The organism is Streptomyces sp. NBC_00083, from assembly GCF_026343295.1.
In the GTDB taxonomy this organism is placed as follows: Bacteria; Actinomycetota; Actinomycetes; order Streptomycetales; family Streptomycetaceae; genus Streptomyces.
In genome coordinates this window covers 1,998,413-2,022,922 of the sequence record NZ_JAPELY010000001.1, presented here as the reverse complement: position 1 = coordinate 2,022,922, position 24,510 = coordinate 1,998,413, and the positions used below count along the sequence as shown (strand labels likewise).

The following is a 24,510-nucleotide window of genomic DNA, read 5'->3' as shown; positions in this document are numbered from 1 at the left end:
CACCCTATGAGGTGAGCCGGTGCACGCGTCGGCCTCCCACGTAGGTCGCGAGCACCCGCGTGGCGCCGATCTCCTCGGACGGGCCCGCGTACGGGTCGCGGTCGAGCACCGCGAGGTCGGCGAGGGCGCCCGCGCGGATGGACCCCGTGTCGTCGAGGTGGTTCACGTAGGCGGCGCCCGAGGTGTACGCGGCGAACGCGGCGGTCAGGCCGATCCGCTGGGCCGGCAGGAAGACCGGGCCCCCCTCGCCGGGCGCGATCCGGTTCACCGCCGTGTGGATGCCCTGCATCGGGTCGGGGCTGCTGACCGGCCAGTCCGAGCCCGCCGCCACCGTCGCCCCGGCCCCGAGCAGCGCCGCGAAGGGGTACTGCCACCCCGCCCGCTCGGGGCCGAGGAACGGGATGGTCAGATCGTCCATCTGGGGTTCGTGGGAGGCCCACAGGGGCTGGATGTTGGCGGTGGCGCCGAGCGTGCGGAAGCGTCCGATGTCGTCGGGGTGGACGATCTGGAGGTGCGCGAGGTGCGGCCGGGTGTCACGCCACCCGTTCTTTTTGCGGGCCGCCTCCACCGCGTCGAGCGCCTCGCGCACCGCCCGGTCGCCGAGCGCGTGGAAGTGGGCCTGGAAGCCGAGGGCGTCCAACTCGGTGACGTACGAGCGCAGCCGGGCCGGGTCGATGAAGCTGGTGCCGGTGTTGGCGGTGGCGCAGCCGCAGGCGTCGAGGTAGGGGCCGAGCAGCGCGGCGGTGCCGGTCTCGGCGACACCGTCCTGCATGATCTTCACCGTGCCGGCGCGGAACCGCCCTCCGCTCAACTCCCCGCGCCGCTCCACCAGTTCGGGGATCTGCTCGGCGCCGCGCTCACGGTCCCACCACAGGGCGCCTGCGACCCGCGCGGTCAGCGAGCCGTCGCGGGCGGCGGTGACGTACGCGTCGGCGGGGTCGTCCATGGAGCCGTAGCTCCCGACGATCGCGTCCTGCCAGGCGGTGATGCCGTACGCGTGGAGGTGGGCCTGGGCGCGCAGCAGCGCCGCGAGGCGTTCGGCGGGGGTGGAGCGGGGGGTGAACCGGCCGACGAGGTCCATGGCTCCCTCTTGGAGGAGCCCGGTCGGCTCCCCCGCCGCGTCGCGTTCGATACGGCCGTCGGCGGGGTCGGGGGTGTGCCGGGTGATCCCGGCGAGGGCGAGGGCGCGGGTGTTGACCCAGGCGCCGTGGTGGTCCCGGTTGGGGAGGTAGGCGGGGCGGTCGGGCACCGCGCGGTCGAGGAGGTCGCGGGTGGGGCTGCCGCCCTCGAAGGCCTCCATCGACCAGCCGCCCCCGGTGATCCACTCCTGGCCGGGGTTCTCCTCGGCGTAGGCGCGTACGGCGGCGAGGGTCTCGCCCGCCGTGCGCAGGCCCGTGAGGTCGCAGCGGGCCAGCTCGATGCCGGCCGAGACGGGGTGGACGTGGGCGTCCTGGAAGCCGGGGACCAGCAACTTGCCCGCCAGGTCGACGACTTCGGTCGCCGGGCCGATCAGGTCGCGCACCTCGTCATGGCCGACGGCGGTGACGCGGTCCCCGGTGACGGCCACGGTGGTGGCGCGGGTGCGGGCGGCGTCCAGGGCGAGGACCGGACCGCCGGTGAAGACGAGGTCGGCGGGGTCGTGGCGCATGCGGGGATCCGTTCCGTGAGGAGGAGATGGACGAGGAGGTGGAGGAGGTGGAGGAAGAGGGGCTGATGGCGCGGGTGGTTCAGACGTGGTGCGGGTGGTTCAGACGGCTTCGGCGGAGGCGCTCAGCGGGGCCGGTTCGCCCTGCGCGGCCGAAAGGCCGGTGACGAAGTACGGTGACTTCCTTACCCACTTGGCCCAGGCGCCCGCGGCGACTCCGCTGAGCAGCATCGCCGCGGGGCAGGCCAGCATGAACCAGCCGTTGTCGGGGCTGACCTCGAAGTGGTCGGCCGAGGTGTAGAACGTCCAGGCGAGGTAGCCGCCCAGCCCGAGCAGGAAGAGGGCGCTCAGCGTCGGGATCACGACGGCCCGGACGGCCGCGCCGGCACCCTCCCGCAGCGCGCCCCGGAAGCGGCTCGCCGCTGCCAGGGCGGTCAGCGCGTAGTAGAGGGACACCACGATCCCGATGGCGTTGACCGAGGCCAGGATCAGGTCGCCGATCCTGGGGATGAGCAGCGAGAGGACGGCGATGGCCGCCGCGACGCAGCCGATCGCGACGGTGCCCGCCGCCGGAGTCCCGTAGCGGGGGCTGACCTTGAGCCAGAGCGGGCCGAGCGTGCGGTCCCGGCTCATCGCGAACATGCCGCGCACGGTGGGGATGACTCCGGACTGGAGCGAGGCGATCGCCGAGAAGACGAGGGCGACCAGGGGGAGGGCGGCGAGCGGCTGGGAGGCGAGGCGGTCACCGAAGAAGGTGAGCCCCTGGGCGCCGTGTCCCACCAACTCGTCTGCGGAGAGCACCCGTTGGAAGGCGAAGGAGCCGAGCAGGAAGAGGCCGAGCATGGTGAACAGAGTGATGAGTCCGGCTTTGGAGGCGTCCTGCGGATCGCGTATCTCCTCGTTGACGCTGAAGGTCGACTCGAAGCCCCAGTAGCAGAAGACGGAGAGCAGCAGCCCCTGGGCGAGGGCCTGGCCCGAGGGGATGGTGAAGGGGTTCAGCCAGTCGAGGCTGAAGGGGTGCGGGCCGTGCACGAGCGCGTAACCGCAGAAGCCGAGGAGCACGGCGTACTCGAAGACCAGGAGCCACTTCTGGAGGGTGGCTGCCGAGCGGGTGCCGATGACCGCGGTGAGGGTGACCGCGACCAGGACGACGATGCCGATCGCGGTGGACTGGGCGGTGGAGTCGGGGTCCAGGCGCAGGCCGCCCAGGGTGTGCAGCCCGGTCTCGCCGGCGAGTTGGAGCAGCGCGGAGCCGGTGACGGCGGTGGTGTAGGCGAGGAAGACGACAGTGGAGACGATGCCGATCCAGCCGGTCAGGAAGCCGAGCCAGGGGCTGAGCGAACGGCCCACCCACACATAGCCACTGCCCATGTTCGGCTCGACCCTGTTGAGCCGGGTGTAGGCGCTCGCGATGCCCAGGATCGGGACGAACGCGAGCAGCATGACGATCGGCAGGTGCAGGCCGACGGCGCCGGCCGTGACGCCGAGTCCGATGCCGATGCTGGTGGTGGCCGCCGTGGAGGAGGCGGCGATGGCGACGCCGTCGAGGACGCCGAGGCTCTTGCGCAGGACGGGTGGGCCGTCCGTGCCGGGGGGAGTGCGCATCCTGGCTCCTTCGCCTGGGGGCGCTCTTCGGCCCCGATGGCGGCACATCGAACTCCCGATGGAGCCCGTGCGTCAACGGCGTTGTCATAAGGTCCGGCGGTCATTAGGGTGCGGCTGCATGAGCGAGCGAGTCGTGGCGGACGGGGAGCGGCGCCGGCGCCGGCCGACCAAGCGGGGCACGGTCCTGTCGGAGGAGCTGATCGTGGAGACGGCGCTGCGGCTGATCGGCGAGCACGGCGCGGCGGCGCTGACGGTGCGCCGTCTCGGCACGGCGCTCGGCGCGGATCCGAGCGCGCTCTACCGCTACTTCCAGGACACCGACGACCTGCTGCTCGCGGTGGCGGACGAGCTGATCGGGCGCACCCTGCGCGCGTGGCGACCGTCCGGCGACTGGCGGGCGGACCTGCGTTCGCTGGGGCTGCGGATCCACGCCGAATACCAGGCACATCCGCGGGCGGCGGTGCTGACCTGCACCCGGGTGACCGGGCGCGTGCACGAGATGCGGTCGGTGGAGACGATCCTCGAGATCCTGCGCGGGGCCGGGTTCCCGGACGCCGAAGCGGTGCGGATCTACCACGTGTTCGTGGACCAGACCCTGGCGTTCGCGGCGCTCGACGCCACGGTGCTCACGCTGACGAAGGAGTCCCGGGCCCTGGAGGAGCGGACCTGGCGCGAGCGGTACGCGCGGCTCGGAGCGGACACCCATCCGCATGTGGCGGCCACCGCGCCGACGCTGGTGGCGGAGATGGCCCGCAGCGCCTATCCGGCGGCCCTGGAGATGATGCTCGCGTCGGCGGCGGCCCGCTTGCGGCACGTACGGGCGTGATCCGCCGCCGCACGTACGGACGTGAAGGGCGTGCGGGCGCGAAAAAGGGCGGCCCCCGGGTGTCCTGCTGTCCGGGGTGCCGCCCTTGCGACGGGCTGCCGGGGCTACTCGCCCGCGGCGATCGCGCCGACCCGCCTGCGCACGACGTACCAGCCGCCGACGAGCAGCGCCGCGATGATCGGCAGGCAGTAGATCGTGGTGCGGCCCACTCCCCCGCCGTACCACATCAGGAACGCGACGGTCGCGAGGAAGACCAGCGTCACGATCTGCGTGTAGGGCGCCCAGGGCAGCTTGTACGAGGGCCGCTCCAGGTGGCCCTGTTGCGCGCGGCGCCAGAAGAGCAGCGAGCAGACCATGATCATCGCCCAGGTGCCGAGGATGCCGATGGAGGCGAAGTTGAGCACGATCTCGAAGGCGTCGTCCGGCACGACACCGTTGAGGGCGACGCCGAGGATGCCGAAGAACGCGGTGAACAGGACGCCGCCGTAGGGCACCTTGCCCTTGTTCATGACGCCGACGAACTTGGGCGCGGAGCCCGCGAGCGACATCGAGCGCAGGATGCGGCCGGTGGAGTACAGGCCGGAGTTGAGGCTGGAGAGCGCCGCGGTGAGGACCACGAGGTTCATCACGCCCGCCGCACCCGGCACGCCGATCTTGTCGAGGACGGTGACGAACGGGCTCTGGTTCTCGGAGTACTCCGTGTACGGCAGCAGCAGCGCGAGCAGCACCACGGAGCCGACGTAGAAGATGCCGACGCGCCACATGATCGAGTTGATCGCCTTGGGCAGGATCTTCTGCGGGTTCTCCGTCTCGCCGGCGGCGACGCCGCACAGCTCGACCGAGGCGTACGCGAAGACGACGCCCTGGATGACCAGCAGCATGGGCAGCATGCCCATCGGGAAGATGCCGCCGTGGCTGGTGACGTTGGAGAAGCCCGGCGTGGAGCCGTCGACGTCGTGCTGGGTCACCACGAGGTAGATGCCGACGAGCATGAAGGCGACCAGCGCGACGACCTTGATGATCGCGAACCAGAACTCCATCTCGCCGAAGTACTTCACCGAGATGAGGTTGGCGGCGAGGACGACCGCGAGGGCGACCAGCGCGCAGACCCACTGCGGTACGTCGCTGAACATGGCCCAGAAGTGGGCGTAGGTCGCGGCCGCGGTGATGTCGGCGACGGCGGTGGTCGACCAGTTCAGGAAGTACAGCCAGCCCGCCGTGTAGGCGCCCTTCTCGCCCATGAACTCACGGGCGTAGGAGACGAAGGCGCCGGAGGAGGGGCGGTAGAGCACGAGCTCGCCGAGGGCCCGTACGACGAAGAAGGCGAAGACGCCGCAGACCGCGTAGGCGATCGCGAGGGAGGGGCCCGCGCCCGCCAGCCGGCCGCCGGCACCGAGGAAGAGGCCGGTGCCTATCGCGCCGCCGATGGCGATCATGTTGATGTGGCGGGCCTTGAGGTCCTTGCTGTAACCGGCGTCACCGGCGTCGATGTGGGGGGTACCCGCCGTCGCCCCCGCGGGGGCACTCTGGGGCTCGGCCGCAGGCATGGTGCGGTCACTCATGGAGTAGTTCGCCTTTGTGAGGGGTCATGCGGTCGTGCGGGACCGGTCGCGTCGGTGATGCAGGTCGTCACCCTGGCACGGGCCGGCGGCCCATAGTCCCCGCTGTCGGCACAGTTTGGCAGTGGCCAATGTCACCTACAGGCAGATTTGAGGTGTTTCTGAGGTAACCGAAAGGTATCCGGTGCGTTTTTTTGTTGCTCAGCGTACCTACGGTGCGAGGACGTCCAGCTCCTGGAGGGCGCCGAGCGCGATCTCCCGGGTCAGCCGCTCGGCCTCCGCGGCGTCGCGTTCACGGACCGCCTCCGCCACCCGCACATGCAAAGTGACGGCCGCCGGATCGGGGTCGGGGAACATCACCTGGTGGTGGGTGCGGCCGGTGAGGACCTCGGCGACCACGTCGCCGAGCCGGGCGAACATCTCATTGCCGGAGGCGTTGAGCACGATCCGGTGGAAGGCGACGTCGTGCACGAGGTACGCCTCCAGCTGCCGGCCGCGCGAGGTGGCCACCATGCCGAGGGCCTCCTCGGTGAGGGCCGCGCACTGCGCGGGGGTGGCGTGCAGCGCGGCGAGCCCGGCCGCGGCCGGCTCGACCGCGGAGCGCAGCACGGTCAGGGAGCGCAGCTGGCGCGGGCGGTCGGCGCCGGCCAGGCGCCACCGGATGACCTGCGGGTCGTAGACGTTCCACTGCTCGGCCGGCTGTACGGTCACGCCGACCCGGCGCCGGGACTCGACCAGATACATGGATTCGAGGACCCGCACCACTTCGCGGACCACGGTGCGCGAGACGTCGAAGCGCTGGGCCAGCTCGTCGGTGCGCAGCACACTGCCCGGCGGGAACTCCCCGGCGGTGATGGCCAGGCCCAGGCTGTCGAGCACATGCGTGTGAAGGCCCCGGGCCCCAGTCGTCATGGGCCAAGCCTACGGGGGCAGGCTCGCGGCGATCACGCGGGAGCCGGACGGGGACCCTCGGCATGGGCCTTCGACACCTCGGCCTCAAAAGTATGACTTTTACATCACGACCTCTTGAATATGTCGTACCTAATGGGTTTGAGTGGGCCGCGACGGACATCGATGTCGATGAGGACAGCGAGGCACCACCCGCATGAACTCCCCCCTGACCATCGTGGTGATGGGCGTTGCCGGGACCGGCAAGACCACCATCGGACCACTGGTCGCAGCACGGCTCGGCGTCCCCTACGCCGAGGGCGACGACTTCCACCCCCCGGCCAACGTCGCCAAGATGTCCGCGGGCGTCCCGCTGGACGACGCCGACCGCGGGCCCTGGCTCGACGCGATCGGCGCCTGGGCCCACGGCCGCGCCGGACTCGGCGGCGTGGTCAGCAGCTCCGCGCTCAAGCGGAGCTACCGCGACCGGCTGCGGGCCGCCGCCCCCGGGGTCGTCTTCCTCCACCTGGCCGGAGACCGCGCGCTCATCGAGCGGCGGATGGCCGAGCGCAAGGGCCACTTCATGCCGGCCGCGCTGCTCGACTCCCAGTTCGCCACCCTCCAGCCGCTGGCCCCCGACGAGGCGGGCGTCGCCGTCGACGTGTCCGGCACCCCCGAGTCCATCGCGGAGCGCGCCGCCGCCGCGCTGCGCACGCTCACCATCTAAGGAATCCCACCGTGACCAGACTCAGCGTCGAGTTCCTGGCAGCGGACGCCACGCAGCCGATCACCTCGGCCGGCAACACCCAGCTGGGCATCGCCGTACTCGCGGGCATCGCCGTCATCGTCCTGCTCATCACCCAGTTCAAGCTGCACGCCTTCCTGGCCCTCACCATCGGCTCGCTGGCGCTCGGCGCCTTCGCGGGCGCCCCGCTCGACAAGGCCATCGCCAGCTTCACCGCCGGGCTCGGCAGCACGGTCGCCGGCGTGGGCGTGCTGATCGCGCTCGGCGCCATACTCGGCAAGCTGCTCGCCGACTCCGGCGGGGCCGACCAGATCGTCGACACCATCCTCGCCAAGGCCGGGAAGTCCGGCGGGCGCGCGATGCCGTGGGCGATGGTGGCCATCGCCTCGATCATCGGGCTCCCGCTCTTCTTCGAGGTCGGCATCGTGCTGCTGATCCCGGTGGTGCTGCTCGTCGCCAAGCGCGGCAACTACTCCCTCATGCGGATCGGCATCCCCGCGCTCGCCGGTCTCTCGGTGATGCACGGCCTGATCCCCCCGCACCCGGGGCCGCTCGTCGCCATCGACGCGATCGGCGCCAACCTGGGTGTGACCCTCGCGCTCGGTGTCGTCGTCGCCATTCCGACGGTGATCATCGCGGGCCCGGTGTTCTCGAAGTACGCCGCCCGCTGGGTCGACATCCCCGCGCCGGACACGATGGTCCCCGCCCGCCCGTCCGAGGACCTGGAGAAGCGGCCCAGCTTCGGCGCGACCCTCGCCACCGTGCTGCTTCCCGTCGTCCTGATGCTGGCCAAGGCCCTGGTCGACATCGTGATCGACGACCCGAAGAACCACCTCCAGCGGGTCACCGACGTCATCGGCTCGCCCCTGATCGCGCTGCTCGCGGCGGTCCTGGTCGCCATCTTCACGCTGGGCCGGGCCGCCGGCTTCACCAAGGGACGCATCTCGACGACCGTCGAGAAGTCGCTCGCCCCGATCGCCGGCGTCCTGCTGATCGTGGGCGCGGGCGGCGGCTTCAAGCAGACCCTGATCGACGTGGGCGTCGGCCAGATGATCCTGGACTTCTCCAAGGACTGGGCCATCCCCTCGCTGCTCCTGGCCTGGCTGATCGCGGTGGCGATCCGCCTCGCGACCGGTTCGGCGACGGTGGCGACGATCTCCGCCGCGGGTCTGGTGGCACCGCTCGCCGCCGACATGTCGACCTCGCACGCGGCGCTGCTCGTGCTCGCCGTCGGCGCCGGCTCGCTCTTCTTCAGCCATGTCAACGACGCCGGGTTCTGGCTGGTGAAGGAGTACTTCGGAATGAGCGTCGGGCAGACCGTCAAGACCTGGTCGGTGATGGAGACGATCATCTCCGTGGTGTCGCTCGGCTTCGTGCTGCTCCTTTCACTCGTCGTGTAGCCGGGCGCCGGGCCGCGCCGGCCCCCCGTCCGGTGCCACGTCGTCCGACTCCGGCTCCCACAAGGGGTGTTCACGCTCCGCCCACGGCCGGTCGACCGACCCGGTGCGCATGCCACGGCGTGCCTCCGGGTCGCCGAACGCCATCCACACATGGCCGGCGACGACGATGCCGATGGCGAGCGAGAGCCAGTCGTGGACGAACGTCGATCCGATCCGTACGTCGATCGGCGCGAGGTGGGTGAACCACATCACGAGGCCGGTGCCCAGCATCACCAGTGCCGCGCCCGCGATCCACCCCGCGTACACCTTCTGACCGGCGTTGAACTTCCCCGCCGGCCGCGGCTCGCGCACCCGGCGCAGCGCGCTGCGCAGCCAGGTGCGGTCGTACGGGTGGAACCGGTTGAGCCGGCCCAGGTCCGCCCGGAACGCGCGGGACACCAGTCCGATCAGGACCGGCACGGGCAGCAGCACCCCGCAGATCTCGTGCACCCGCACCACCAGTTCCCGCCGCCCCACCGCCTCGGCGAACTGCGGGACGTACAGGATCGCCGCGGTGACCACGCAGGCGCCCATCAGCCAGGCCGTGGCCCGGTGCACCCACCGCACACCCGGGGTGAACCGCCGTACCGTGTACGGGAGTTCAGGAGGCGGTGGGGGTGTCTTCGCGTCCGTTGGACCGGCCGACCCAGGCGTCGGTGTCATAGCCTCGCTCCTCCCAGTATCCTCGCTCGACCTTCTCCGTGACCGTGATCCCGGAGAGCCATTTCGCCGACTTGTAGAAGTACATGGGCGCCACGTACAGGCGGACCGGGCCGCCGTGGGCGTGGTTGACCGGCTTGTCCTGCATGCTCAGCGCGATCAGCACGTCGTCGCGGCGCGCCTGTTCGAGGGTGAGGCTCTCGCTGTACGCGCCGTCGAAGCAGGTGAAGCGGACCGCGCCGGCGCCGGGGCGCACGCCCGCCGCGTCCAGGACGCGGGACAGCTGGACCCCGGCGAAGGGGGTGCCGGGCACCCGCCAGCCGGTCACGCACTGCACATCGCGTACGAGGCGGGTCTGCGGCATCGCGCGCAGCGAGTCCAGCGTGTACGTCGCCGGCTTGGTGACCAGGCCGTCGACGGTGAGGCGGTAGTCGGCGGCGGTCCTGGTCGGCACCGACGAGGTGACCGAGTAGTAGCGGAAGCCGCCGCCGTTGGGCAGCAGGCTGGTGAGCCCGGTGGGGTCCTTGTCGGCGGCGGCGCCGAGGAACGATTCGAGGCCGCCCTGTACGTAGCGCGCGGAGGCCACCCCGGCCGCGCCGAGTCCGAGCATGCCGAGCACGAGCCTGCGCCCGACGGGAGCGCCCCGCGAGGGCGGAGGCGTTGGTTCTGGTGTCACCCCTTGATTCGAACACCCTGAGCCCGGTCCTGCCAGGGGCCGCGGCCGCACGTCACCGTTCCGTCAGAAATCCCGCAGCCGGCTCACAGCTCACCGGCGCTCCCCCGGCGCGGCGGGGGCACCTCGTCCGCGGGCGCCGCACGGCGCCGGGCCCGCAGCACGAGGCCCCGCGCGAGCCCCACCCCGAGGGCCACGGCGACGATCCCGGGCAGCAGCCGGCTCAGCGTGGCGTCGGGGCCCGCGCCGACCAGCGCGGGGAACTGCCTGACGGTGTACGCGGCGATGCCGAGCAGTGCCGTGCCGGAGGCGCCGGCCGCGAGCAGCCGCCAGGCCTGCGCCCGGACCGCTCCCCGGCGGACGAAGAAGACGATCACGGCCAGCGACACCGCGGCCATGAGCAGGACCACGCCCAGCGCGCCCACGCCCGCCATCCATGTGAACAGGTGGGTGACGGGGGCGGTCGGATCGCCGGCCTGTCCGTGGTCGGTGACGGCGAAGAGCGCCACGACGGCGACCGAGACGGCGGTCTGGAGCAGCGAGCCGGCCGCGGGCGCCCCCGTGTCGGCGTTGGTGCGGCCGAAGCCGGCGGGCAGCAGGGCCTCGCGGCCCATGGCGAAGGCGTACCGGGCCACGACGTTGTGGAAGCTGAGCAGCGCCGCGAACATGCCGGTCACGAACAGGACGTGGAGCACCTCGGCGAAGGTGCCGCCCAAGTTCTTGTCGGCGAGCGCGAACAGCAGCCCCGGGCCCTGCTTCTGGGCGGAGTCCACGATGTCGCGCGGGCCCGCCGCGAGGGTCAGCGCCCAGGAGCTGAACGCGAAGAAGAGCGCCATGGATCCGACGGCGAGGAACATGACGCGCCGGACGACGACGCGCGGCCGCCGGGTCTCCTCGGCGTACACCGGGGCCTGCTCGAAGCCGGTGAAGGCCGCGAGGCAGAAGCACAGGGCGACGCCGACGCTGCCCCTGCTCAGGGCGTGCGGGTTGAAGGCGTGCAGGGAGAGCCGGTCGGCGGCGGGATGCGCGACGGCGGCGGCGTCGAAGACGGTGACGAGGACGACCTCCGCGGCGAGCAGCACGCCGAGCACCTTGGCGTTCAGGTCGATCCTCAGCCAGGCGAGGCCGCCGGCCAGCGCCACCGCGAGCAGGGCCGGCACCCACCAGTCGATGACGACATGGAGGTGGGTGTCGAGCAGCCCCGAGACCTCGAACCCGAACAGGCCGTAGATGCCGGCCTGGAGCGCGCTGTAGGCCACCAGCGCCACCCAGGACGCCCCCGCGCCCGCGGTCGGGCCGAGGCCGCGCGCAATATAGGCGTAGAGCGCGCCCGCGTGGTGCACATGGCGGCTCATCTCGGCGTACCCGACGCAGAACAGGACGAGCACCGCGCCGAGGGTGAGGAAGAGGAGCGGCTGGCCGACGACGCCCATCTCCGCGAACGCGGTGGGCATCACCCCGGCCACCACCATCAGGGGCGCGCTCGCGGCGAGCACGGACAGCAGCAGCCCCGGGGTGCCGAGGCGGCCGGACCGCAGCGCCCGGTCCCGCCCGTCGTCCGGGCCCGGCCGGGTGGCGCCGCCGTCCTCGGTCCGGGCGGCCTCGCCCGTCCTGCCGGTCCCACTGGTCTCGCCGGTCTCGCTCCGCATGCGGAATGTGTACCCCTTCGAACACGCGCCCAGCTCAACCGAGTTGGGGCACGGCCGCGACCGTAGGCCGCCCGTGTGAACGACCGGCGGACCGTGATCGAACACGCGTGGTCGCCGGAGAGGCCTTCCTAGGCGACCGCCTGCGCCGCCGCATGGCCCGCCGCGCGGCCGGAGAAGACGCAGCCGCCGAGGAAGGTGCCTTCCAGGGAGCGGTAGCCGTGGACGCCGCCGCCGCCGAACCCGGCGGCCTCCCCCGCCGCGTACACACCCGGCAGCGGCTCGCCGCCCGCCGTGAGGACGCGCGAGGACAGGTCGGTCTCCAGTCCGCCGAGCGACTTGCGGGTCAGGATGTGCAGCTTGACCGCGATCAGGGGGCCGGCCTTCGGGTCGAGGATGCGGTGCGGGGGCGCGGTGCGGATCAGCTTGTCGCCGAGGTAGGCGCGGGCCCCGCGGATGGCGGTGACCTGGAGGTCCTTGGTGAAGGGGTTGCGGATCTCGCGGTCGCGGGCCACGATCTCGCGGCGCAGCGCCGCCTCGTCGATGAGGGGCTCCTTGGTCAGCGCGTTCATGCCGCGCACCAGCGAGGCGAGGTCCTTCTCGACGACGAAGTCGGCGCCGTGGTCCATGAACGCCTTGACCGGACCCGGCACGTCGGCCCGAGCCCGCCCGATGACACCGCGCACGGACTTGCCCGTCAGATCGGGGTTCTGCTCGGAGCCCGACAGGGCGAACTCCTTGCCGATGATCTTCTGGTCGAGGACGAACCACGTGTAGTCGTGGCCGGTCTTCATGATGTGGTCGAGCGTGCCGAGCGTGTCGAAGCCCGGGAAGAGCGGTACCGGGAGCCGGCTGCCGTGCGCGTCCAGCCAGAGCGAGGAGGGTCCCGGGAGGATGCGGATGCCGTGCCGGGACCAGATCGGGTCCCAGTTCTGGATGCCCTCGGTGTAGTGCCACATCCGGTCGCGGTTGATGTGGTGGGCGCCGGCCTCCTCGGTGATGCCGAGCATGAGGCCGTCGACGTGGGCGGGCACGCCGGACAGCATGTGCTCGGGCGGGGTGCCGAGCCGCTGGGGCCACTGGGCCCGCACGAGGTCGTGGTTGCCTCCGATGCCGCCGCTGGTCACGATCACGGCCTGCGCCTTAAGCTCGAAGGATCCGGTGACGGTCCGGGTGGACGCGGTCCCGCGCGCGGCGTCCGACGGTTCCAGGATCTCGCCGGTCACCGTGTCGACGGCCCCGGCACTGCGCCCGAGCCCCGTCACCCGGTGGCGGAAAGCGAACTGGACAAGCCCCCGGGCGGCGCCCTCCCGCACCCTCCGTTCGAAGGGGGCGACGAGGCCGGGCCCGGTGCCCCAGGTGATGTGGAAGCGGGGAACGGAGTTGCCATGGCCGGTGGCGTCGTAACCGCCTCGTTCGGCCCAGCCCACCACAGGAAAGAACCGGACTCCCTGGGCGTGCAGCCACGCCCGCTTCTCGCCGGCCGCGAAGTCGACGTACGCCTCGGCCCACGCGCGCGGCCAGTGGTCCTCGGGCCGGTCGAAGCCGGCCGTGCCGTACCAGTCCTGGAGCGCCAGCGCCCGGCTGTCCTTGATCCGCATGCGGCGCTGCTCGGGCGAGTCGACGAGGAAGAGACCGCCGAAGGACCAGTGTGCCTGGCCGCCCAGGGACTGTTCGGGCTCCTGGTCGAGCAGGATCACCTTCCTGCCCGCGTCCACCAGCTCGGCCGTGGCCACCAGGCCCGCGAGCCCCGCCCCGACCACGATCACATCGGCGTCGTACGCCATGAGCCGCTCACTCCGCTCGTCCGCCACGTTACCCGTGGGTCAGATCTTCGGCGGGCCGTCACCCGGCGTCAACCGCCCGGGTGCGGGCACCCGAGAGGCAGCAGCGTCCCCGGAGCGCTATCGTCGGCCAAAACAGCGCCCCCCGGCCGTACTTGAGGTGTACGACGTGTCGGTCCTGGTCCTCGTCCTCGCCGTGAGCGCAGCGTGTTGTCTGGGCTCGGGCTTCGTGCTGCAGCAGAACGCGGCGCAGCACGCCCCGCTGAGCGACTTCCTCTCTCCGAGGCTGCTGCTCGACCTGGTGCGGATGCCGCGCTGGCTTGCCGGGATAGGCCTGATGGTCGCGGGCATGGTGCTCAGTGCCCTGGCGCTCGGCTGGGGCGAGGTCTCGCTGGTCGAGCCGCTGGTGGCGACCAATCTGTTCTTCGCGATGTGGCTGTCCCGGCTGTGGACGCGCCAGCCGCTCGGCCGCCAGGGCTGGGCGGGGCTGGCGCTGCTCGCCGGCGGGGTGACCGCGTTCATCGTGGCGGGCCAGCCGCAGGGCGGTGTCGCGGTGGCGGGTGTGCTGCGGCACTGGCTGATCGTGGGCATCGTGGTCGGCCTCGCGCTGCTGCTCGCGGGGCTCGCCAAGCACGACCGGCTCAGCGTGGCGGCGCCGGTGCTGCTGGCCGTCGCGGCGGGCATGCTGTACGGCCTTCAGGACGCGCTGACCCGGATCAGCGGCCAGCGCCTGTCCCGCGGGGGCTGGCCGGAGCTGATGACCAGTTGGCAGCCGTACGCGGTGATCGCGCTCGGCATCACCGGTCTCGTCCTGGTGCAGAGCGCCTTCGAGACGGCTCCGCTGCGGATGTCGCTGCCCGCGCTGACGGCGGCGCAGCCGCTCGCCGGGATCGCCTGCGCGGTCGGCTTCCTCGGGGACCGGCTGCGTACCGACACGGGCGCGCTCGCCTGGGAGGCGGCGGGGCTCGCGGCGATCGTGGCGGGGATCGTGCTGCTCGGGCTGCACCCGGCGATGCCGTCGGGCACGGCGTCGCAGGCGGAGACCCGCGACCTCCAGCCGCACTGAGCGGCCGGGCAGGTGACGGGAGGCGGGGCCGCTCGGGCGCCACCCGGACGGTGGTTTCATGGGCCCATGAATCCGGCTGACGAAATCCTGGACATCGTCGACGAGCACGACACCGTGACCGGGCAGGCTCGGCGGGCCGACGCCTACGCGCGGAACCTGCGGCACCGCTGTGTGTTCGTCCTGGCCCGGGACGCGGCGGGCCGGATCTTCGTGCACCGCCGCACCCCGGAGAAGCTGGTCTTCCCCTCCCTGTACGACCTGTTCGTCGGCGGCGTGGTCGGTGCGGGCGAGTCGTACGACGACGCGGCGCTGCGCGAGGCCGAGGAGGAACTCGGGGTGCGGGGGCTGCCGCGGCCGGTGCCGCTGTTCAAGTTCCTCTACGAGAACGGCGAGCAGAGCTGGTGGTCGTCGGTCTACGAGGTGCGCTGCGAGCTGCCCGTGCGACCGCAGGTGGAGGAGGTCGCCTGGCACGACTTCCTGCCGCTCGACGAGGTGGAGCGGCGCATCGGCCAGTGGGAGTGGGTGCCGGACGGCCTCGCGGCCTGGCGGCGGCTGCGCTCCTCGGGGCTCGTGCTGTCCTGAGGGACCGCCGGGTAGGGTGCGGCAGGTGATCACGATCGTGCAGACGCTGCGGCTGTGGTTCGCGCCCCAGCGCATCGGCGAGGAGGGCGAGACCCCCGACTACCGGTTCTCGCTCGCCAACGAGCGCACCTTCCTGGCCTGGATCAGGACCTCGCTCGCGCTGGTCGGCGGCGGGTTCGCGGTCGACCAGTTCCTGCCCGACCTGCGGTGGGGCATCCGGGTGGCGCTCGCGCTCGCGCTGCTCGCGTCGGGGGTGCTCTGCGCGCTGCGTGCGGTCAACCACTGGGTGCGGTGCGAGCGGGCCATGCGGCGCGGCGAGGACCTTCCGGTGTCGCGCTTCCCGACCGTCCTGAGCCTCGCCGTGGCCCTGGTCGCCGTGGCGATGGTGGTGGTCGTCGTCTTCGGCTGGGCCGGCTGATGACCGCCCGGCTCCCCGACCGGGACCCCGGGCTCCAGCCCGAGCGGACCCGGCTCGCGTGGCGGCGTACCACCCTGTCCTGCACGGTGACCGCGGTGCTCGCCGCCAAACAGGCGGTGCACCGCGGAAGTTCACCGGTGGCGCTGATCGCGGTGACGCTCAGCGCCCTGGTGTGGCTCGGTTTCCTCGCCGTGGCGCACCTGCGCATCCAGACCCTGAGCGGCGGCGCCCCGCGCTTCCGGGTGCTCGGGGTGCGCGCCGCCCTCGCCGCGGCCGGGTGCACGGTGGCCCTGGCCTGTTTCGCCGTCGCCATGCTCTTCTGACCACGGCTCCGGTCCGGGGGCCCTGCCATGCGGGGCCCGGCAGGAGGGCGTCCGGTCCGGACTCGTAGGGGGTCCGGTCTGGACGGCATACCGACTGGTCGGTAGCGTGTTCGCTTACACGATGACCGACCCCGCCGTGGAGGTGCCGAACATGAGCGCAGTCCCCCCGCCAGGCCTCGATCCGGAGCGGCTGCGGGCCCATCTGGACCGCGCGCGTCCGGGCCTCGTGAGCGGACCGCTCAGCGCCCGCCTGATCGAGGGCGGCCGGTCGAACCTGACCTACGTCGTCACCGACGGCGCAGGCCAGTGGGTCGTACGCCGCCCGCCGCTCGGCCATGTGCTCGCCACCGCGCACGACATGAGGCGCGAGCACCGGGTGATCAGCGCCCTGCACCCGACGGCCGTCCCGGTGCCCGAGCCGGTGCTGCTCTGCGAGGACGAGTCGGTGCTCGGCTCCCCGTTCTACGTCATGGAGTACGTGGCCGGCACGCCCTACCGCACCGCCGAGCAGCTCGCCCCGCTCGGCCCCGCGCGGACCAGGGCCGCCGTGCTCTCCCTGGTGGACACGCTGGTCGAGCTGCACGCCGTCGACCCGGAAGCGGTCGGCCTCGGGGACTTCGGGCGGCCCGAGGGCTTCCTCGACCGGCAGCTGCGGCGCTGGGGCAAGCAGCTCGACGCCTCCCGCAATCGCGAACTCGCCGGCATCGACGAACTGCACACCGCCCTCGGGCGCGATCTGCCGGCCTCGCCCGCGCCGGCCGTCGTGCACGGCGACTACCGCCTGGACAACGTCCTGATCGGCGAGGGCGACCGCATCGAGGCGGTGCTCGACTGGGAGATGTCCACCCTCGGCGACCCGCTGACCGACCTCGGGCTGCTGGTCATGTACAGCGCGAAGCTGGACCTGCCCCACTCGCCGGTCTCCACCACGGCCGGCGCCCCGGGCCACCCCTCCCCCGCCGAGCTGATCGAGCGCTACGCGGCCCGCTCCGGCCGCGACACCTCGGCCATCTCCTGGTACACGGCGTTCGCCTGGTTCAAGCTCGCCGTGATCCTCGAAGGCATCCACTACCGCTACACCCTCGGCCAGACCGTGGGCGCCGGGTTCGACCGCATCGGCGAGCTGGTCCCCGTCTTCATCGAGCACGGTCTCACCACCCTTCAGGAAGGCTGAACCCCCGCCATGGACTTCGCATTCGACGCCCGCACCGAAGAACTGCGGACCGGGCTCCTCGCCTTCATGGAGGAGTACGTGTATCCCGCCGAGGCCACCGCGCACGAACAGCGCGCCCTGCTCGCCTCGCCGTGGGACACCCCGGGGATCGTGGCCGACCTCAAGGCCGAGGCGCGCCGCCAGGGCCTGTGGAACCTCTTTCTGCCCGACGCGGAGCACGGAGCCGGACTCACCAACCTCCAGTACGCCCCGCTCGCCGAAATCACCGGCCGCTCCCCGCACCTGGCGCCGACCGCCCTCAACTGCGCGGCCCCCGACACCGGCAACATGGAGGTGCTGGCGCAGTTCGGCTCGGACGAGCAGAAGAAGCGGTGGCTGGAGCCGCTGCTCGCCGGGGAGATCCGCTCGGCCTTCGCGATGACCGAGCCCGAGGTCGCCTCGTCCGACGCCACCAACATCGAGACGCGGATCGAACGGGACGGCGACGACTACGTCATCACCGGCCGCAAGTGGTACATCTCCGGCGCGATGAACCCGGACTGCGCGATCTTCATCGTGATGGGCAAGACCGACCCGGGCAACGCCGATGTGCGCCGCCAGCAGTCGATGATCCTGGTCCCGCGCGACACCCCCGGCGTGGAGATCCGCCGGGCCATGCAGGTGTACGGCTACGAGGACCACTCCCACGGCGGCCACGCGGAGGTCGTCTTCCACGGCGCCCGGGTGCCCGCGGGCAATCTGGTCGGCGAGGCGGGCGGCGGCTTCGCCATCGCGCAGGCGCGCCTCGGGCCCGGCCGGATCCACCACTGCATGCGGCTGATCGGGATGGCCGAGCGGGCCATCGAGCTGATGTGCCGCAGGGCCGTGTCCCGTACGGCGTTCGGCAAGCCGATCGCCCAGCAGGGCGTGGTGCAGGAGTGGATCGCGGACGCGCGCGTCGCGGTCGAGCAGCTGCGCCTGCTCGTCCTGAAGACGGCCTGGCTGATGGACACCGTGGGCAACCGCGGCGCGCACACCGAGATCCAGGCCATCAAGATCGCCACCCCGCGCACCGTGGTCGGCATCATCGACGACGCGGTCCAGCTGCACGGCGCGGGCGGGGTGAGCCAGGACTTCCCGCTGGCCGAACTGTGGGCCGCGGCACGGACGTTGCGGCTCGCGGACGGCCCCGACGAGGTGCACCAGCGCTCGCTGGCCCGCCGCGAGCTGAAGAAGTACCTGTAGCGGAGCGGGAGTTCAGGGCCGCAGCGCGCGCAGCAGCAGGTCGGCGAGGTGATCGGCGACCTGCTGCTGGGTGAGCGGCCCGTCCGGCCGGTACCAGGTGGACAGGTGGTGGACCGAGCCGAAGTGGTAGTCGACCACCAGGTCCGCCGGGGTCGCGGTCGAGAACACCCCGGCGGCCTGGCCCTCCTCGATGAGGGCGCGGAACCGCTCGTGGTAGCGCCGCCGCTCGGCGCGGACCTGCTTGTTCTTCTCGGGGCTGAGCTGGTGCATCGAGCGGAAGAAGATCGCGGCGTCGTCGAGGTTGTCGATGGTGGTCACCACCACGTCGGCGGCCGCCTCGCGCAGCCGCTGCTCGATCGGCGCGTCCGCGCCGGCGAACGCGTCGAGCCGCTCCTGCTGGAGGCGCAGCACCCGGGCGTACACCTCCTGGAGGAGGTCCTCCTTGGAGCCGAAGTAGTGGTAGAGCGCGCCCTTGGTGACCCCCGCCGCCTCCACGATCTCCTGCACGGAGGTGCGGTCGTAGCCGTTCTCCGCGAAGAGGCGGGTGGCGGCGGCGAGCAGCCGCTGGGGGACGGGGGTGGTGCCGCTTGTGTCCGTCGCCTTGGCCATCGCCGCCACCTTTCTGTCGTACGTGCGCGGGGGCCTGGGCCCCCGCCCTGTTCCGGTCCTGCTGTGTCGGTACCTGCCGGCACCCGGGAGTTACGCCTGGGTGCGCAGCTCCCGCCTGAGGATCTTCCCACTCGTCGTCTTGGGAAGCTCCGCCAGGATCTCCACCTCGCGCGGGTACTTGTAGGCCGCGAGCCGCTCCTTGCAGTACGCGGCGAGTTCCGCCGGGTCCGCTTCGGCGCCGGGGCGCAGGGAGACGTACGCCTTGACGCTCTCGCCGCGGTAGGCGTCGGGGATGCCCACGACGGCCACCTCGCGCACCGCCGGGTGTGTGTAGAGGACGTCCTCCACCTCACGCGGCCAGACCTTGAAGCCGGACGCGTTGATCATGTCCTTCATGCGGTCGACGACGTACAGCCAGCCGTCGCGGTCCATGAAGCCGATGTCGCCGGTGCGCAGCTCGCCGTCGGGGAACGCCTCGGCGGTGGCGTCGGGGCGGCGCCAGTAACCGGGCACCACCTGGGGTCCGCTCACCACGATCTCGCCCTGCTCGCCGAAGGGCACCTCGTTGCCTTCGAGGTCGACGATCCGTACGACCGTCTGGGGACCGGGCACGCCGACGGAGAGCGTGCCGGAGACGGGGTCGACCGGCGCTTCCTTCTCGGGCGGCACGGAGGCGCAGGGGGCGGTGCACTCGGTCAGGCCGTAGCCGTTGCGGATGTACGGACCGAACCCCGCGCGGAACCGTTCCACCAGCGCGGGCGGCAGCGGGGCGCCGCCCGACGAGATCAGCTCGAACGAGGCGAAGTGGTCGCGGGTGACGCCGGGGGTGGCGGCGAGCGCCATGAACGCCGTGGAGGGGCCGACGGTGTAGGCGGGGCGGTGCTCGGCGAAGGCGTCGAGGACGACGCCCGGGTGGAAGCGGTAGGTGAGGATCAGGGTGCCGGCGTTGGCGATGCAGGTCGCGAGCTCGCAGACCATGCCGGTGATGTGGAAGAGCGGCGCGAGTGCGAAGTAGCCCGAGCCCTCGGCGACCGGATGCCCGGTGCGCTGGCGCTCCGCGTTGTAGGTGATGCCGCGGTGGGTGTTCATCGCCCCCTTGGGGGTGCCGCTGGTGCCGGACGTGTAGCTGATCAACGCCGTGTCGTCGCCCGCGATCCGGCTCTCCCCCGGTGCGGCAAGGCCCATCCGGGCGACGGTGACGAGGTCGTCGGCGCCCGCGGGCACCGGCAGCCGCTCGAAGCCGAGGACACGCTGGTCGTTGCGGGTCTGGAGGTCGAGTTCGCAGGCGGTGAGCGCGATGCGGACCGGGGAGTCGGCGGCGGTGTCGCGCAGGTACTCCGCCCAGGCGCGGTCGGAGCAGACCAGCGCGGCGACATCGGCGTCGTGCAGGACGTGGGCGACCTCGCCCGCCTTGTACATGGGGTTGAGCGGCACGACGACGGCGCCGGCCTTCCACGCGCCGAGCAGGGCGATCACGAAGTGCGGGGTGTTCTGGAGCATGAGCGCGACGCGCTCGCCGGGGCGGAGGCCGCGGGCGGCGAGGTGTCCTGCCACCGAGTCGGACAGCTCGTCCACCTCCCGATAGCCGAGGCGGCCGTCGAAGTAGGCGAGCGCGGTGTGTTCGGGGGCACGGGCGACGGCGGCGCGGAAGGAGTCGAGGACCGTACCGGGCGGGTCGATGTCCGCCCGCTGGGCCGCGCTGAGCTGGGCGAGCCAGGGCTTGGCCGCGTAGATCGAGGTCATCCGGCGTCCGTCTCCCACTTCTGCTGGAGGTGGTTCATGCTGGTCAGCCAGCGGTCCGGGGTGGCGGCGCGGGCGGTGTAATAGTCCGCCACCTCGGGGTGCGGCAGCACCAGGAAGCGATCATCGGCCATCGCGGCGAAGAGCGCGTCGGCGACCTCGGACGGCTCGATCGCGGTGGGCCTGAGCACGAGGTCGCCCGCGGTGCCGGTCGCGGCGAGCATGTCGGTGCGGACGCCCTGGGGGCAGATCGCGTGGACGTGGACGCCCCGGTGCCGGTACGTGAGCGAGAGCCACTCGGCGAAGGCGAGCGCGCCGTGCTTGGTGACGCTGTACGGAGCCGCGCCGATCATGCTGAGCAGTCCGGCGGCGGAGACGGTGGAGACGAAGCGTCCGCTGCCGCGCTCCAGCCAGTCCGGCAGGAGTTCGCGGGCCGCGCGGACGTGGGCCATCACATTGACGTCCCACGCCGCGGCCCACACGTCCTCCGGGGCCGCCTCCGAACCGCCGGAGCCGAGGCCGGCGTTGGCGCAGTAGACGTCGATGCGGCCGCCGAGGGCGTCGCGGGCGGCGGCGACGACGGTGGAGGCGTCGCCGGGGACGGCGATCGCGCCGATCTCCTCGGCGGTGCGGCGGGCCTTGTCGGCGTCGAGGTCGTTGACGACGACGCGGGCGCCCTCTCTCGCGAATCTGCGTGCGAGGGCCGCGCCGATGCCGCCGCCCGCGCCGGTGACCACCACGGCGGTGCCGTGCTGCGTCTGTGCCGTGCTCATTTCAGACCCGCCTCTCTGCGATTGCCTCCGGCAGACTAACCGGTCGGTATGTACGGGGGGAACCCCCCGTTCCCCACGCCCCCAGGGGGGTCGATCTCGGCGGCATGCCCAGTGCGGGCCACCCCAGCCCGTCCGGCGATTGAGGACGAGCGCCCTTCAGGCGCGAACGGGGTCTGGGGCGGAGCCCCAGGAACCCCGGCTTACGTCTGCGGACCGTGCGTGGCTGGTCGCGCAGTTCCCCGCGCCCCCAGGTGGGTCCACCTTGGCAGGGCGCCTGGTCCAGGCATCTTCAGCCCGTCCGGCGATTGAGGACGAGCGGCCTTCAGGCGCGAACGGGGTCTGGGGCGGAGCCCCGGCAACCCCGCTTACGGGTGCGGCGCCCCTCGACTACTCGGCGCCGGCCGGCATGGGCCGCCTCAGGCCGTCCGGTGTTTGAGGGCGAAACGGGGTTCGGGGCGGAGCCCCAGGGGGGTGGGGCTGGCACGCTGGGGGCTTCAACCCCCGGAGGGAGTCGTATGAGCCTCACCCGACGCACCCTGCTGACCGGCACGGCAACCGCAACCGTCGCCGCAGGCACGACCGCGCTCCGTACCGCGCCCCGCACCACCACGCACCCCTCGCCGGCCAGGCGACCGGCATCGTCACCAACCCCACCGGCGTGACCCGCGACGTACGCCACGTCGTGGACCTCATGCACCAGGACCCCCGCGTAGAGCTCACCGCCGTCTTCGGCCCCGAGCACGGCTTCCGCGGCACGGCCCAGGCCGGCGGCTCCGAGGGCCGCTACGACGACCCGGCGACGGGGCTGCCCGTGTACGACACGTACACCAAGAGCGGCCGGACCCTCGCGGACGTCTTCACCGCCTCCGCCGTCGACACCGTCCTCTTCGACATCCAGGACGTCGGCGCCCGCTTCTACACCTACATCTGGACCCTGTACGACTGCATGGAGGCCGCCGCCCTCGCCGGCAAGCGGTTCGTCGTCCTCGACCGGCCCAACCCGGTGACGGGCCGCGCGGCACACGGCCCGGTTCTGGACCCGGCGTTCGCGACGTTCGTCGGGCGGCAGCCCATCGCCCAGGCGCACGGCATGACCGCCGCCGAACTGGCCCGGCTCTTCAACGCCGAGTTCCTCGGCGGGAGGGTGCGGCTCACGACCGTCGCCCTGACCGGCTGGCGGCGCTCGGACTTCTTCGACGCCACCGGCCTGCCCTGGGTGCCGCCGAGCCCCAACATGCCGACGCCCGACACCGCCCTCGTCTACTCCGGCACCTGCCTCTTCGAGGGCACCAACCTGTCGGAGGGGCGCGGCACGACCCGCCCGTTCGAGCTGCTCGGCGCCGAGGGGATCGACGACCGCTGGGCAGCCGCGCTCGACGAACTGGCGCTGCCCGGCGTCCGGTTCCGCGAGGCGTACTTCGCGCCGACGTTCTCCAAGTTCGCGGGCAAAACCGTCGGCGGCGTCCAACTCCACGTCCATGAGCGGGAGTTGTTCGACCCCGTACGCACCGGCATCGCGCTGCTCGTCACCGCGAAGCGGGTGTGGAGCGGCTTCGCCTGGCGCGCGGACCACTGGATCGACAAGCTCACCGGCTCGGCCCTGGTGCGGACGATGATCGACGCGGGGGCGGACACGGACGAGATCGTGGCCGCCTGGCAGCCGGGGCTCGCGGCGTTCCGTACCGTACGCGCGAAGTACTTGATGTACCGCTGAGCCAAGCCGTGCCGTCCCGCATATGGCCAGGCCGGTGCAGCCGCAGGACGATGGGGAACGCTCATCGTCGAGCGGACCGGAGGTCGGGTCATGACGGACATCGGGGTCGAGCCGTACCGGGAGATCACCTTCGACGCGGACGGCGACGCCGATCCCGCCGAACGCGCCGCCCTGACCGGCGTGGACGCCACGGATCTGGTGCTGTTCGCGCACGGCTGGAACAACACCCCCACCACCGCACGGAGCCTGTACCGGGCGTTCTTCGCCGCGTTCCCCCCGCTCCTCGCCGGCTCGCCCGGGGTGCGGCTCGCGTACGGCGGCGTGACCTGGCCCTCGATCCGTTTCACCGACGAGACCATCCCCGACTTCCCGCACGCCACCGCGGACCCGCCCGCCCCCGGCCCCGGCCTCGACCCCGCGACCGTCTCGGCGCTCAAGGGGTTCTTCCCCGGCCAGGACGCGGCCCTCGACACGATCGCGTCCTACCTCCGTGAACAGCCCGACTCCGAAGCGGCGTTCACGGACTTCGGGCGGTTGACCCGGAACCTGGTCACGGCCACGGGCCCCGCCGGGCCGGGCGGCGACCTGGCCCTTGAGAACGCCCCCGGCGTCGCGCCCGCACTCCTGACGGACTCCGCGGTGGAGCTGTGCCGGAGGTTCACGGCGGCGCTGGCCGAGACCGGCATGGCCGTACGCCCGGGACCGCCCGGCCCCTCGTTCTCGATCGGCGGTTCGCTCAAGCACCTCTGGAACGGCGCGAAGGAGGTGCTGCGCCAGACGACCTATTACGAGATGAAGCACCGCGCCGGCACCGTGGGGCAGAACGGCCTCGGGCCATTGATCGGCCAACTGGCGCGCGTACGGCCGGAGTTGCGGGTGCACGTCGTCGGGCACAGCCAGGGCGCGCGGCTGGTCGCGTTCGCGCTGAAGGGGCTGCCGCAGGGGGCGCGCAATCTCAAGTCGGTGACCCTGCTCGAAGGGGCCTTCTCGCACTACGTCTTCGCGGAACGGCTGCCGGACGGCCTGACCGGAGCGGGCGCCCTGAGCGACGCACAGGCACGGCTCGACGGGCCGGTCGTCTCCTGCTACTCGCACTTCGACACCGCGCTCGGCGTCATCTACCCGCTGGCGTCCGCACTCTCCGGCGACTATGCGAGCGCCCTGCCGGGCCTGGACCGGCGGTGGTGGGCGATCGGCCACGACGGGATCCAGGCCGTGAGCCCCTGCACCACGCTGACCCTGGCCGAGGCGCTGCGCGACGGCGTGCCCGATTCGGGGTGCGTGAGCGTCGACGCCGCCGCGGTGGTGAAGAGCGGCGGGCCGCCCACGGGCGCGCACAGCGACATCTGCCACCCGGAGCTGGCGAGGGTGGTGCTGGCCGCGGGCCGGATCGTGACGATCTGACCCGCGGCCGGAC

22 protein-coding genes are annotated in these 24,510 nt (G+C 72.3%); 11 read left to right on the top strand and 11 right to left on the bottom strand.

The genetic code is table 11. The annotated features are described in order from the left end of the window. Window positions 1-4 precede the first annotated feature (4 nt). Window positions 5-1,648, bottom strand: coding sequence for an amidohydrolase (locus OOJ98_RS08860; RefSeq protein ID WP_267054075.1), 1,644 nt, complete (start codon window positions 1,646-1,648; stop codon window positions 5-7). A gap of 99 nt (window positions 1,649-1,747) precedes the next feature. Then, window positions 1,748-3,250 carry an APC family permease gene (locus OOJ98_RS08855; RefSeq protein ID WP_267054074.1) on the bottom strand — a complete coding sequence of 501 codons (1,503 nt, stop codon included), beginning with the start codon at window positions 3,248-3,250 and terminating at the stop codon, window positions 1,748-1,750. Window positions 3,251-3,368: 118 nt separating this feature from the next. On the opposite strand from OOJ98_RS08855, the gene OOJ98_RS08850 reads away from it, so the two are divergent. Beyond that, entirely contained in the window at window positions 3,369-4,076 is a 708-nt protein-coding gene (locus OOJ98_RS08850) for a TetR/AcrR family transcriptional regulator (protein ID WP_267054073.1), read from the top strand. 104 nt (window positions 4,077-4,180) lie between these two features. On the opposite strand, the gene OOJ98_RS08845 is transcribed toward OOJ98_RS08850, so the two are convergent. Further along, window positions 4,181-5,638 (bottom strand): amino acid permease, encoded by a 1,458-nt coding sequence (locus OOJ98_RS08845; protein ID WP_267054072.1) that lies wholly within the window; start codon window positions 5,636-5,638, stop codon window positions 4,181-4,183. Window positions 5,639-5,845: 207 nt separating this feature from the next. Beyond that, window positions 5,846-6,547, bottom strand: coding sequence for a FadR/GntR family transcriptional regulator (locus OOJ98_RS08840; RefSeq protein WP_267054071.1), 702 nt, complete (start codon window positions 6,545-6,547; stop codon window positions 5,846-5,848). Window positions 6,548-6,740: 193 nt separating this feature from the next. Here OOJ98_RS08840 and OOJ98_RS08835 point away from each other — a divergent pair, with 193 nt between their 5' ends. Together OOJ98_RS08835 and OOJ98_RS08830 are read left to right on the top strand one after the other, a co-directional pair. Continuing rightward, a complete protein-coding gene (locus OOJ98_RS08835) occupies window positions 6,741-7,250 on the top strand; it encodes a gluconokinase (RefSeq protein WP_267054070.1) in 510 nt (169 codons plus the stop codon). A gap of 11 nt (window positions 7,251-7,261) precedes the next feature. Beyond that, entirely contained in the window at window positions 7,262-8,668 is a 1,407-nt protein-coding gene (locus OOJ98_RS08830) for a gluconate:H+ symporter (RefSeq protein WP_267054069.1), read from the top strand. Here the strand turns inward: OOJ98_RS08830 and OOJ98_RS08825 are convergent. The 4 genes from OOJ98_RS08825 to OOJ98_RS08810 form a co-directional block, all read right to left on the bottom strand. Further along, the gene (locus tag OOJ98_RS08825) at window positions 8,654-9,370 is read right to left on the bottom strand and encodes a cytochrome b/b6 domain-containing protein (RefSeq protein ID WP_267054068.1); all 717 of its coding nucleotides are present in this window, start codon (window positions 9,368-9,370) and stop codon (window positions 8,654-8,656) included. The genes OOJ98_RS08830 and OOJ98_RS08825 overlap by 15 nt on opposite strands. Then, complete coding sequence (locus OOJ98_RS08820; RefSeq protein ID WP_267054067.1) at window positions 9,309-10,043, bottom strand: molybdopterin-dependent oxidoreductase; 735 nt, start codon at window positions 10,041-10,043, stop codon at window positions 9,309-9,311. Before OOJ98_RS08820 ends, OOJ98_RS08825 begins: the two co-directional genes overlap by 62 nt. Window positions 10,044-10,126: 83 nt before the next feature. Beyond that, complete coding sequence (locus OOJ98_RS08815) at window positions 10,127-11,689, bottom strand: APC family permease (RefSeq protein WP_267054066.1); 1,563 nt, start codon at window positions 11,687-11,689, stop codon at window positions 10,127-10,129. 128 nt (window positions 11,690-11,817) lie between these two features. Next, window positions 11,818-13,473 carry an FAD-binding dehydrogenase gene (locus OOJ98_RS08810; RefSeq protein ID WP_267055568.1) on the bottom strand — a complete coding sequence of 552 codons (1,656 nt, stop codon included), beginning with the start codon at window positions 13,471-13,473 and terminating at the stop codon, window positions 11,818-11,820. 166 nt (window positions 13,474-13,639) lie between these two features. On the opposite strand from OOJ98_RS08810, the gene OOJ98_RS08805 reads away from it, so the two are divergent. From OOJ98_RS08805 to OOJ98_RS08780, 6 genes are all read left to right on the top strand, one after another. Further along, window positions 13,640-14,536 carry a DMT family transporter gene (locus OOJ98_RS08805; RefSeq protein WP_267054065.1) on the top strand — a complete coding sequence of 299 codons (897 nt, stop codon included), beginning with the start codon at window positions 13,640-13,642 and terminating at the stop codon, window positions 14,534-14,536. Window positions 14,537-14,602: 66 nt separating this feature from the next. Then, entirely contained in the window at window positions 14,603-15,118 is a 516-nt protein-coding gene (locus OOJ98_RS08800) for an NUDIX hydrolase (protein WP_267054064.1), read from the top strand. Window positions 15,119-15,143: 25 nt separating this feature from the next. Then, window positions 15,144-15,536 carry a YidH family protein gene (locus OOJ98_RS08795; protein WP_267054063.1) on the top strand — a complete coding sequence of 131 codons (393 nt, stop codon included), beginning with the start codon at window positions 15,144-15,146 and terminating at the stop codon, window positions 15,534-15,536. Next, window positions 15,536-15,859 (top strand): DUF202 domain-containing protein, encoded by a 324-nt coding sequence (locus OOJ98_RS08790; RefSeq protein WP_267054062.1) that lies wholly within the window; start codon window positions 15,536-15,538, stop codon window positions 15,857-15,859. The genes OOJ98_RS08795 and OOJ98_RS08790 overlap by 1 nt, the downstream gene beginning before the upstream one ends. A 151-nt stretch (window positions 15,860-16,010) precedes the next feature. After that, window positions 16,011-17,033 carry a phosphotransferase family protein gene (locus OOJ98_RS08785; RefSeq protein ID WP_267054061.1) on the top strand — a complete coding sequence of 341 codons (1,023 nt, stop codon included), beginning with the start codon at window positions 16,011-16,013 and terminating at the stop codon, window positions 17,031-17,033. Window positions 17,034-17,042: 9 nt separating this feature from the next. Then, a complete protein-coding gene (locus OOJ98_RS08780; protein ID WP_267054060.1) occupies window positions 17,043-18,257 on the top strand; it encodes an acyl-CoA dehydrogenase family protein in 1,215 nt (404 codons plus the stop codon). Window positions 18,258-18,269: 12 nt separating this feature from the next. Here OOJ98_RS08780 and OOJ98_RS08775 read toward each other — a convergent pair whose 3' ends face one another. The 3 genes from OOJ98_RS08775 to OOJ98_RS08765 all read right to left on the bottom strand — a co-directional run bounded on the left by OOJ98_RS08775 (window position 18,270) and on the right by OOJ98_RS08765 (window position 21,379). Beyond that, a complete protein-coding gene (locus OOJ98_RS08775; RefSeq protein ID WP_100577030.1) occupies window positions 18,270-18,866 on the bottom strand; it encodes a TetR/AcrR family transcriptional regulator in 597 nt (198 codons plus the stop codon). Window positions 18,867-18,956: 90 nt separating this feature from the next. Continuing rightward, window positions 18,957-20,609 (bottom strand): class I adenylate-forming enzyme family protein, encoded by a 1,653-nt coding sequence (locus OOJ98_RS08770; protein ID WP_267054059.1) that lies wholly within the window; start codon window positions 20,607-20,609, stop codon window positions 18,957-18,959. After that, window positions 20,606-21,379, bottom strand: coding sequence for an SDR family oxidoreductase (locus tag OOJ98_RS08765; RefSeq protein ID WP_267054058.1), 774 nt, complete (start codon window positions 21,377-21,379; stop codon window positions 20,606-20,608). The genes OOJ98_RS08770 and OOJ98_RS08765 overlap by 4 nt, the downstream gene beginning before the upstream one ends. Before the next feature lie 637 nt (window positions 21,380-22,016). On the opposite strand from OOJ98_RS08765, the gene OOJ98_RS08760 reads away from it, so the two are divergent. Together OOJ98_RS08760 and OOJ98_RS08755 are read left to right on the top strand one after the other, a co-directional pair. Then, window positions 22,017-23,093: a DUF1343 domain-containing protein gene (locus OOJ98_RS08760; protein ID WP_267055567.1), complete on the top strand. Its 1,077-nt coding sequence runs from the start codon at window positions 22,017-22,019 to the stop codon at window positions 23,091-23,093. Between the two features lie 90 nt (window positions 23,094-23,183). Then, on the top strand, window positions 23,184-24,497 hold the full coding sequence (locus OOJ98_RS08755; RefSeq protein ID WP_267054057.1) for a serine-threonine protein kinase: 1,314 nt from the start codon (window positions 23,184-23,186) through the stop codon (window positions 24,495-24,497). Window positions 24,498-24,510: the final 13 nt, after the last annotated feature.